This window comes from Acinetobacter stercoris (assembly GCF_900323515.1).
GTDB lineage: Bacteria > Pseudomonadota > Gammaproteobacteria > Pseudomonadales > Moraxellaceae > Acinetobacter > Acinetobacter stercoris.
This window is the reverse complement of the sequence record NZ_OOGT01000171.1, coordinates 1-8,978: the sequence shown is the minus strand read 5'-3', so window position 1 is coordinate 8,978 and position 8,978 is coordinate 1. Positions and strand designations below refer to the sequence as shown.

General features: G+C 35.4%; 15 protein-coding genes. 5 read left to right on the top strand and 10 right to left on the bottom strand.

The window, feature by feature from the left end; translation table 11 throughout:
- Nucleotides 1-198: 198 nt before the first annotated feature.
- From KPC_RS15110 to KPC_RS15095, 4 genes are all read left to right on the top strand, one after another.
- Nucleotides 199-681 (top strand): DUF3465 domain-containing protein, encoded by a 483-nt coding sequence (locus KPC_RS15110; protein WP_121975190.1) that lies wholly within the window; start codon nt 199-201, stop codon nt 679-681.
- Nucleotides 682-770: 89 nt separating this feature from the next.
- A complete protein-coding gene (locus tag KPC_RS15105; RefSeq protein WP_121975189.1) occupies nt 771-1,604 on the top strand; it encodes an AraC family transcriptional regulator in 834 nt (277 codons plus the stop codon).
- A 71-nt stretch (nt 1,605-1,675) separates the two neighbouring features.
- Entirely contained in the window at nt 1,676-2,398 is a 723-nt protein-coding gene (locus KPC_RS15100) for an AzlC family ABC transporter permease (protein ID WP_121975188.1), read from the top strand.
- Between the two features lies 1 nt (nt 2,399).
- Nucleotides 2,400-2,717, top strand: coding sequence for an AzlD domain-containing protein (locus tag KPC_RS15095; RefSeq protein WP_121975187.1), 318 nt, complete (start codon nt 2,400-2,402; stop codon nt 2,715-2,717).
- Nucleotides 2,718-2,758: 41 nt separating this feature from the next.
- On the opposite strand, the gene KPC_RS15090 is transcribed toward KPC_RS15095, so the two are convergent.
- Nucleotides 2,759-3,217 carry an Mpo1 family 2-hydroxy fatty acid dioxygenase gene (locus tag KPC_RS15090; protein ID WP_121975186.1) on the bottom strand — a complete coding sequence of 153 codons (459 nt, stop codon included), beginning with the start codon at nt 3,215-3,217 and terminating at the stop codon, nt 2,759-2,761.
- A 173-nt stretch (nt 3,218-3,390) separates the two neighbouring features.
- On the opposite strand from KPC_RS15090, the gene KPC_RS15085 reads away from it, so the two are divergent.
- Entirely contained in the window at nt 3,391-4,530 is a 1,140-nt protein-coding gene (locus tag KPC_RS15085) for a tyrosine-type recombinase/integrase (protein ID WP_121975185.1), read from the top strand.
- Here KPC_RS15085 and KPC_RS15080 read toward each other — a convergent pair.
- Genes KPC_RS15080 through KPC_RS15040 form a run of 9 tightly spaced genes read right to left on the bottom strand, consistent with a single transcriptional unit; the run spans nt 4,514 to nt 8,855 of the window.
- A complete protein-coding gene (locus tag KPC_RS15080) occupies nt 4,514-4,789 on the bottom strand; it encodes a pyocin activator PrtN family protein (RefSeq protein WP_121975184.1) in 276 nt (91 codons plus the stop codon). The genes KPC_RS15085 and KPC_RS15080 overlap by 17 nt on opposite strands.
- Nucleotides 4,790-5,140 (bottom strand): hypothetical protein, encoded by a 351-nt coding sequence (locus tag KPC_RS15075; RefSeq protein ID WP_121975183.1) that lies wholly within the window; start codon nt 5,138-5,140, stop codon nt 4,790-4,792. It lies immediately after the preceding gene.
- Nucleotides 5,124-5,546 carry a hypothetical protein gene (locus KPC_RS15070; protein ID WP_228212279.1) on the bottom strand — a complete coding sequence of 141 codons (423 nt, stop codon included), beginning with the start codon at nt 5,544-5,546 and terminating at the stop codon, nt 5,124-5,126. The genes KPC_RS15075 and KPC_RS15070 overlap by 17 nt, the downstream gene beginning before the upstream one ends.
- Before the next feature lie 6 nt (nt 5,547-5,552).
- Nucleotides 5,553-6,566: a hypothetical protein gene (locus KPC_RS15065; protein WP_121975181.1), complete on the bottom strand. Its 1,014-nt coding sequence runs from the start codon at nt 6,564-6,566 to the stop codon at nt 5,553-5,555.
- Nucleotides 6,567-6,568: 2 nt separating this feature from the next.
- Nucleotides 6,569-7,246: a 3'-5' exonuclease gene (locus KPC_RS15060; protein ID WP_121975180.1), complete on the bottom strand. Its 678-nt coding sequence runs from the start codon at nt 7,244-7,246 to the stop codon at nt 6,569-6,571.
- Nucleotides 7,243-7,452: a hypothetical protein gene (locus KPC_RS15055; protein WP_121975179.1), complete on the bottom strand. Its 210-nt coding sequence runs from the start codon at nt 7,450-7,452 to the stop codon at nt 7,243-7,245. Before KPC_RS15055 ends, KPC_RS15060 begins: the two co-directional genes overlap by 4 nt.
- Before the next feature lie 10 nt (nt 7,453-7,462).
- A complete protein-coding gene (locus KPC_RS15050) occupies nt 7,463-8,152 on the bottom strand; it encodes an ERF family protein (protein ID WP_121975178.1) in 690 nt (229 codons plus the stop codon).
- The gene (locus KPC_RS15045) at nt 8,152-8,418 is read right to left on the bottom strand and encodes a hypothetical protein (RefSeq protein WP_121975177.1); all 267 of its coding nucleotides are present in this window, start codon (nt 8,416-8,418) and stop codon (nt 8,152-8,154) included. The genes KPC_RS15050 and KPC_RS15045 overlap by 1 nt, the downstream gene beginning before the upstream one ends.
- A complete protein-coding gene (locus KPC_RS15040; RefSeq protein ID WP_121975176.1) occupies nt 8,418-8,855 on the bottom strand; it encodes a hypothetical protein in 438 nt (145 codons plus the stop codon). Before KPC_RS15040 ends, KPC_RS15045 begins: the two co-directional genes overlap by 1 nt.
- Nucleotides 8,856-8,978 lie beyond the last annotated feature (123 nt).

Here is an 8,978-nt window from a genome sequence, read left to right as displayed (position 1 = left end):
GTTGTATTGCATTACAAATTTAAAGTTATATATTTAGAATATTCACATAAATCAGTTATATTTATATACAAATAAACACATAATTTGACAAAAAGAGTGTAAGTTAGCTTTAAATTTAGTTGTTGAAGTAGCTTGAAAATACTTATTTATTCATAAAAAATGATTGGTTAAATCGCTTTTTAACACAAGTTTCTTAATATGAAAAATACGCTTAATTATGGAGTTTTAGCAGCAGTTATTTTTGTGATCGCTGTTTATTTGGGGTTTGAAAAAACAGAGAAACCCACTTCACATCAAAAAGATCAGAATGCATTTATACAAAATAATGAAAATTCGTCAGCTGTTAGGGGGCTGGAGCGAATTCGCAAAGCTTATGAGAGACAAGAGCGTGATGTTCCTGTACAAGCTCAAGGAATGGTCAAGGCTGTATTACGTGATGATAATGATGGTTCACGACATCAGAAATTTATTTTAAAACTGGATAACGGATTATCAGTTTTAGTTGCACATAATATTGATTTAGCACCTAAAATTACCAATTTACAAAAAGGGGACTTGGTCGAGTTTAAGGGGGATTATGAATACAATGATAAAGGTGGGGTAATACATTGGACTCATCATGATCCACATAGCAAGCATCAGGATGGTTGGTTGAAAATGGATGGTAAAATTTATCAGTAAGAATGAAGTCTATTTTTTAGATGAGCAATTTTGTTCTATCAATGCCGGATCAACATGTTAGGCTATACTATTGTATTGAGAGATAAGTCATGCAAAATACGATCGAACATGTTGATTTTTTACATTTACAAGAATTAGGTGGACTAGAATTATTAAAAGCACATTATCACCAAAAGCAATTTTCAAAACATGTGCATGAAGGTTATTGTATTGGTGTGATTGAGGATGGAGCACAGAGTTTTTATCGAACAGGAAGTCTACACATTGCTCCAAAGGGGGATATTATTTTGGTTAATGCAGATGAGATTCATACGGGCTCATCTGCTGTTGAAACAGGTTGGAAGTATCGTGCTATTTATCCTACACCAGAGATGCTACGGGATATTAGTCAGGATTTTTTTAAACAAAAAAATGCAACGCCGTGGTTTCAAAATGCTGTAGTACATGATGTGGGTTTAGGACAACAACTGAGCTTACTATTTGATTTACTAGAGCAAAAGAATAATAAATTGCTCAAGGAGAGCATGTATCTCTCAACAATTGCCTGTTTGCTTATGCGCTATGGGCGAGCAAAATTATATGCTTCAGAGTTCTCTGAGGCACAAAAGAAAGTTTATGTGATTAAGGATTTACTTTTAAGCTGTCCTGAAAAGGATTATTCACTAACTGAATTGGCACAATTAGTTGATTTAAGCCCTTGGCATCTTTTAAGACAATTTAAAAAATATATGGGTTTACCACCACATGCCTGGTTGGTGCAAACCAGACTTCGTAAAGCAAAAGAATTATTGAAAAATGGTGAAAATATTGCAAATACTGCATTTCATTGTGGTTTTTCAGATCAAAGTCATTTTAATCGACACTTTAAAAAAGCAATGGGGGTAACGCCTGCACAGTATATTGCTCATTTAGTCAAAAGTTAGGCAATTTTATTCTATTCTACAAGATCAGAAAAATATAAAAAATAGAGATGTTTCTAAATTAAGAATGCTATATGACTGATTTTAATCTATCGGAAATAAGATCAACAAACTCTAGATGGCGATCATTTTATCGTGGTGCTGCTGATATTATGCCTCTTTCTATTGCGGTTTTGCCATGGGGAGTTCTAGCTGGTTCTATGGTCATTCAAGCTGGATTATCAGATGCTAAAGCAGTGGGTATGTCTGCTATTGTTTTTGCTGGTGCTGCACAATTGGTGAGTTTGGGACTGATTGTATCAGGAGCTTCGGTTGTTACGATTATTGTCACAGTATTTTTTTTAACGAGTCAGCATTTTATTTATGCTTTAAATTTTAGAAAAGAAGTCGGGCAGTTTCCCTTGTTTCAACGTCTACTTGTAGGTTTTTTGCTTACAGATGAGTTATTTGCTATTGGATCTTTAAAGCGAGAAAAACTTACTTTTTGTTATATGTTCGGGGCAGGAGGGTGTTTTTATCTTGCTTGGTGTTTATTTAGTGCATTGGGTATTTTTTTAGCAAATATTGTTCCTGATTTGCAAAGCTTACATTTAGATTTTTCAATTATTGCTGTTTTTATTTTAATTGTTGTTCCGATGGTTAAAAAAATTGCAACTTTTGTAGGTGTTATTGTTTCTGTATTTTTCACATTTTGTTTTAAATATATGCATATTGAAACGGGTATAGTGCTTGCTGGAATTATAGGAATGTTTGTTGCCACACTTGTTGATATGCAATTGACAAAAAGGGTGGATTAAAATGACCTGGACATTGTTATTTATTCTTGCTGCTATTGTTTTTTTTAATCGTTATTTTTTCCTGGAACCTAATATTCGATTACGCTTACCTGTGTTTATAGAAAAAATGTTGGGTTTTTCAGCACCATGTTTGCTTATGGCAATTTGCACACCAATCATTTTTTTTAACGGAAGTGAAATCAGGAGGATTCCTTTAGATCCTTATTTTTTAGGTGCTGTAATGTGTGTGTTTTTGGCATGTTTGTCACGTAAAATTTTATTAAATTTAGTGCTCAGCATGTTATTTTTTTATTTGATGATTTATGTGTTAAATAGATAAAAAGAGGGCTAAATATTAAAAAAATACTTAGCCCTCTTAAATTAGCTTGAAAATGCGGTATTTTGGCGAGTTTTCCATTTAGGTATGATTTTACCTAGATAGGCATCCATACACCATACAGGGCCAATGAGGAGGAATTGGAGGTCTTTAAAGAATGAAGGCTTTTTCCCTTCTACTTTGTGGCCATAAAATTGTCCAATCCATGCAAGAATGAATAACCCAATATAAAACCCGATCCCCACAGGTAAAATATAAACCAGCCATGCCATAATGACGATTAAAGCTGCCATGGCAACAGCTAGAACAAGATCTAATCGCGCATAAAAAACAAGAACAAGAACCAGAATGAGGGCAGTAAGTAATGCGCTGAAATGGGCAATGATCCCGATAATTGAAAATAGGATGGTTGGAACACAAACCCAGTGGATAGATTTATTGGTCTTATTTTGATGGCTTTCACTATATTCATCAAACCATTCGGTAATTGATTTGGATAACATTTTTAATTACTCCATTAATTCATAAGCTTAGTATTTTATTTTTTAAATACACTAACTTATGTATGTTTTTGCTTATTCATTAAAACACATTAAGAATCATTAAAGACTATTAATGTGTTTTAATTTACGCCATAATTTTACACCTTACCTGTTTTTTTAATTAAGGCGTAAATATGGGTAGCATTTCGCAACGAAAATTAGCAGATGGCACCATTCGCTATCGCGCTGAAATTCGTATAAATAGGCAAGGCACTATTTATAAAGAGTCTAAGACCTTCGCAACTATGCGTACAGCTTCAAACTGGTTAAAAAAAAGAGAAGCTGAGATACAAGATAACCCTGAAATTCTACTTGGTAAAGTTAAGAATGATAAAACAACAATTGGGGATTTAATTAGTCGTTATTTGAATGAGGTTGGTGACCAATACTCTATTACAACTATTAGATCATTACGAGTCTTGTTGAAGTTACCTATCAGTAAAATACCAGTAGAAAAATTTGGTGCAATGCATCTGACAGAACATGTCCGTTTAAGAAAAATTGGATTTCCACAACTTGGGCTTAAGGATGTGAAATCTTCAACAATTCTAAATGAGTTGCAACATTTAAAATCTGTTCTAAATCACGCAAGGTTATTGTGGGGGATCAGTGTAAAATATTCAGAAATTTCTGATGCTATGCTGCAGTTGAGAAAAGCAAGACAAATAAGTACAGGTAATTCTCGTGACCGCCTGTATGAGTCTGATGAATTAACTAAATTATTAAAATATTTTACGATGGTATGGGAGAGAGGTCGATCCGTATATCCTATGCATTTGTTGATAATGTTTGCAATATTCTCTTGTAGAAGGCAGGCTGAAATAACACGTCTAGAATTAAAAGATTACGATAAAGAGCATAGAGTATTTAAAGTCCGAGATTTAAAGAACCCTAATGGCTCCAAAGGCAACCATAAAGAATTTGTGGTAAGCGATGAGGTTGATAAAATAATTGATCTTGCTTTAAGTCCGAAATATAGAAATAGAATGCGGCTTACCGAATGTGACTCGAAATATTTATTTCCTTTACGTGCTGGGTCAATCTCAACAGAATTCAATGAAACTTGCGCTCTACTTGGAATAGAAGATTTACGCTTTCATGATTTACGTCATGAGGGGGCAACTCGTTTAGCTGAAAAGGGATTAACAATCCCACAGATTCAGCAATATACGTTGCATAATACATGGTCGAGCTTGGAGAGATATGTTTCTGTGAAAATTAGGCGAAATGTTCTAAGTTTTGAAGAGATGCTACATCTCATCGGTGAAATGTAGCAAAGTCTTTGGATGCTGTTTGGTGCTCTTTATCGAGAGCATCAGCCAAATCTTTTATATTTACAAAATAAGGTGAAGTCCGACTTTTTTGATCAATCTTAAAAACTGGAAATGGAAATTCATTGTCATTTGCCATTTTATTGATTGTTGCTTTTTTTAAGGCTGGATAATATTCATCAGCTATATCAACCAATTTAACAACAACCGATCTGTATTTTAAGAATAAGTAGTCATAGGTTGTGAAATTGAAATGTTCCAATTATATCCCCTCCTTAGTTTTAGCCCACCACGCAATTGCGCCATAATCTGAATCATTAATAGAAATTAGAAAATATCCATCACCTGGTGGTGTTGGGATCCATTCAGCACAAGCCTCAGTGTCACCATCAAAATATCTATCAATAATTTCTTGATTGGCATCATCTTCTAAAAGAGTGGTATTAAGTCTAATATTGAAATAACGCCGTATTTCTTGCATTTGGCCAGATGTTAAAAACTCTGCATTACCAATAACGTTTTTAACGTATTCATCAAAAACAGGATGTAGCCAAAAACCATACTTATCTCGGACAACGTCCATGGACTTTAATTGATTAATTGTTACTGTCATGGTGAGGCTCCTGTGATTCATCTGCAGCTAAAAATTGTTTAACTAGTTCGTTATATGACCTTGACCAAGTCATAGGGCCGTCATGACAAAAACTACAATCAAAAGCTCCCTCTAAAGCGTCACAATATTTGCCGTAAGTCAATTCTTCATTTAGCTCTTTCGGAAGTAAAACAAATCCTTCTGGTACTATCTGACGTTTAGCACGTAACCACATAACCCAGCCTGTATTTAAAGTGTCGTATGCAAGTTGACGATCAGCATCGTTTTCATATTCATTTTTAATTTCATAATCACCAGTATTTTCATTGAAATTAAAAAAGGATAGGAGGTGAGAGTGGATAAATTCAGCCTCAAATAATGGACGTTCTATACTCCACTTAGTCTGTTTTTCCTTCAAATTCATCATGTCACCTCAAAACTTTATTTCTTCATCTGAAACTAGATCCGAACGGCGTTGATTCACATAGCTCATCATGCGTTCTTGAATTTCAGGATTAATTTGTTGAACTTCATTTTCTAGTAGTTGCAGTTCTTCCAGTGATTCGGCTTTCTGAACTCGAACCATTAAGGATGATTCAGATTTTTCAGGAGGGTTTAGTTCAGCGAGTTTCTTTGATATTTCGACAATTAAGGGCTTGCGCTGTTCTTCAGTCCAATGTTGTGTTTTTTCAATTACATCGTTTGCCTCTTTTGGTGTTTTAGCATGCATTACTACAGCGTGAAGATCAGCAAACTCAATTTCATATTTTGAATTTTTCACTCTTAACTCTGTTAAACGCTTGTTAATAACATCATCAAGCGGTTTGCGCTGCTCATCAGTCCATTGCACCGTATAGCGATATAATTTAGTTACTTCAATCTCGGTTTTAGCGGTAAGCGCTCTATCAATTAAATCATCAAGTATTGATTGAAATTCATGCTGTGGTGAATCAATTGATTCTGTTTTTAACTCAGTGACTTGTTCAGGCTCTGCCTTTTTTTGGGATGCCCGTGTTCTTTTAGGTTTATCATTAAAACCATCTTTAATTTCAATCTCGGTGATCATATTTCCGAAGGTTTTACCAAACGCTTGCAGCTGTAGCTTTGCATTTTCTACATCAAGTTGAGCAAAACCATTTGCAACACTTAAACATATATCGCCGTGCTCATGATCATACTGTGTGCGTAAAATACATGTTGGCATCACAATAAAGATTTCTTGGCCAAGTTCTAAGTCATGTGGCTCCACGGGCTTTGTAAACTGAATATCAGCCAATACTGTTGTTTCACGTTTTATGCAAAATTCATGATCATTAGTAAAAAACACAGTAGCAGGGAATTGATTTAATTCATCAAAACCTAGCAGGCCACCTGCAGGACGACAAAGAACATTTTTACCTGCCTGTAAAGCAGAAATTGCCTCTTGAGCTGAAATAATATTTGTCATGATTATTTCTCCAAAGCTTTGCGTAGGTATGGATCGATGTCAGGTTGATTGGTCAACCAACGCTTATAATCAGGCGGTAAGAACTTGATTTCAGTGCCTTTATATTTGCCAAAGTTGATAATGGTAGGTATTCGAGCGTCTTCAGAAGCTCGGTAGAGTTCTTCAATGGTTTGAATATTAAGTGCGCGGATTATGCTTTTTAAAATAAACCCAGTGAGCAGAACATCTTGTTTGGCATTGTGTGCAGAACGAAGCTTTTTACGTGCTATGTCACTACCTTCAAGTAACATGTAAGTAAGGGCAGAAATGTTATGTGCCTCATGCGGCCAAACCTTTCTTGCCAAAGCTAAAGTACAGATTGCTTTAATTGACTTGGTATTGACACCACATTTAGTGATAGCCTCAATGTCGTAATCAACGTTATGACCAATGATGTACTGAACATCACCAGGCAATTTAAATGTTGTATAAAATGGTTTATTAGCAATATCTGATTCTAAAATATGGTGAATAGCCATAGCACCATATGTGATTTTGGTGTTTATTGAGTAATACTCATCAAATGCCTGATCAGCAAAAATTGCAGCTTCACCATTCACCAGTTGAAAAGGCACATAAGCAATTTCAATAGGTAAACCTTTAAGATCGTGAGTTTCTGTATCTAAAATAATTGCATTCATGCTGCAAACTCCGTCATAGGTTGAAATCTTTCACGGCGAGCTTTTTCTTGATTTTGAACAAGTTTCACTTGAACAGATTCAATCATGAGATTGCTTGCTTTAACTGCTTCCTTAGCAGCTAACCCATTGACTGCCTCAATACGACCTTTAATTAATCCAACGCCGTGGCAGGTTTTTGCTTCATATGACCAAATATAAGTTTTCATGATAATTATCCTAAGAATGCATTTGATTGTTTTGTTGAGTGCTGTTATTAACTTGTGGATTTGATTGCCAACCCATCATGTCCGCACGTGCGCGACAAGCATTTGTAATTCCTGCTTCATAGGTAGTACCTCTAAACTTTTTCATTGCAGCATCCAGGATATGTGTTTCAGTGGCATCTTTAATTGCGGCTAGAGCATCGTTATATAACTGTGCTTGTGTGCGTTTAGGTTTCTGTGTTTTTGTAGATTGGGCAGAGGAGGCTGTATTCTGATTTTGAGCTTGTTTTACACCATTATTGATTTGATTGTGATATTCATTAGAGTCATAGTCTTTGGTGTCATCAATCAGGAATAAACCATTTAAAGCATACTTACGTGCATAGGAACTGGACGCACCAAAGGTTTGAGCGACATCCATTCCTTTTTTATTGATGTCTACACCTGCATGTGCCGTAACTGTTGTTTCTTTACCATCGGCATCAGTGAAAATAGCTTTAGCCGTTACTACAACTACAGATCCAATTTGTTGAACATCATCCGTAATAATTAATGTTGCGCCGTGCTTGTTTAGTAATGGCTTAACCGCTTCTAAAATATCTTCACAGTTTCGATATTTATAATGGCCAAAGTCATTGTTCTTGCTTTTTGGTGCTTTTAATTCAAATTGAATTTGTTGGAGTGCATTGGTTTGAGTAGTCATTAGATTGCCTCCTCATTTTTTATGACGATAAATACAGGGCCTTCATGGAAATTAGGTGATTCTAGAAATCCATCCAGTTGTTCACGTTCTTCGTGAGTGAGGTTGTACCATTTAGCAATACTCCAATCGCCTTTTAATATTCCTATTGGCATGTCCCTCGCCATAGATCCATGACTAAACCCATTGTCATCACACCAATTGCAAGCAGAATGATAAGCTTCAAAATCACCGAGCTGTTCAAATGTAATACGTAGATAGTTTTCCATTACACAGCCTCCACTAGTCGATTCTTTTCGATATAACCGCGGATAAGTTCCTTGATCTGGATAACATCGTTGTGATCAGTGAAATCACGGAATTCATTTCCTTGAGTATCTTTAATTCCATCAATGGAAAGGTCTGTAATGTCTACAGCAGTAAATTCAGAACCAGCCACGCCGTAGCTATCAGGATGGGCTTTATATTCAAATGAAACCTGAACACGGAAATCATCAAGTTTAATTACGGCGACACCTGTTGTATCGGATTGAATAACTAGTGACTGCACACCCACAACAAATGGATCTTGTTTTGAAAGTGTAGAAGGGGGGGAGCTGTATGCCGGCTGGTCTTTACAAAAAGAAAGGCTTAAAGCACTAAGTACAATTGCGGATGTACCAAGTGTTACCTTAAGGCTATTGAATGGATTTAAAGTTACGTTCATAATTCACCTGTTGTATTTGAAAAAGCACATTTGATTTCTGAGGTCGGTGTGCTTTTTTATTAGTTGGTGAATATAATTTAGTATTTACTAAATATAATGTCAATCGTATTTACTAAATATTAG

Excerpts from the sequence above, each read along its gene's own strand:
- KPC_RS15105 (WP_121975189.1), top strand. The coding sequence starts at position 771 with ATGCAAAATACGATCGAACATGTTGATTTTTTACATTTACAAGAATTA.
- KPC_RS15065 (WP_121975181.1), bottom strand. The coding sequence starts at position 6,566 with ATGACAAATATTATTTCAGCTCAAGAGGCAATTTCTGCTTTACAGGCA.
- KPC_RS15090 (WP_121975186.1), bottom strand. The coding sequence starts at position 3,217 with ATGTTATCCAAATCAATTACCGAATGGTTTGATGAATATAGTGAAAGC.
- KPC_RS15055 (WP_121975179.1), bottom strand. The coding sequence starts at position 7,452 with ATGAAAACTTATATTTGGTCATATGAAGCAAAAACCTGCCACGGCGTT.
- KPC_RS15110 (WP_121975190.1), top strand. The coding sequence starts at position 199 with ATGAAAAATACGCTTAATTATGGAGTTTTAGCAGCAGTTATTTTTGTG.
- KPC_RS15100 (WP_121975188.1), top strand. The coding sequence starts at position 1,676 with ATGACTGATTTTAATCTATCGGAAATAAGATCAACAAACTCTAGATGG.
- KPC_RS15040 (WP_121975176.1), bottom strand. The coding sequence starts at position 8,855 with ATGAACGTAACTTTAAATCCATTCAATAGCCTTAAGGTAACACTTGGT.
- KPC_RS15045 (WP_121975177.1), bottom strand. The coding sequence starts at position 8,418 with ATGGAAAACTATCTACGTATTACATTTGAACAGCTCGGTGATTTTGAA.
- KPC_RS15070 (WP_228212279.1), bottom strand. The coding sequence starts at position 5,546 with ATGATGAATTTGAAGGAAAAACAGACTAAGTGGAGTATAGAACGTCCA.
- KPC_RS15050 (WP_121975178.1), bottom strand. The coding sequence starts at position 8,152 with ATGACTACTCAAACCAATGCACTCCAACAAATTCAATTTGAATTAAAA.
- KPC_RS15060 (WP_121975180.1), bottom strand. The coding sequence starts at position 7,246 with ATGAATGCAATTATTTTAGATACAGAAACTCACGATCTTAAAGGTTTA.
- KPC_RS15085 (WP_121975185.1), top strand. The coding sequence starts at position 3,391 with ATGGGTAGCATTTCGCAACGAAAATTAGCAGATGGCACCATTCGCTAT.
- KPC_RS15075 (WP_121975183.1), bottom strand. The coding sequence starts at position 5,140 with ATGACAGTAACAATTAATCAATTAAAGTCCATGGACGTTGTCCGAGAT.
- KPC_RS15095 (WP_121975187.1), top strand. The coding sequence starts at position 2,400 with ATGACCTGGACATTGTTATTTATTCTTGCTGCTATTGTTTTTTTTAAT.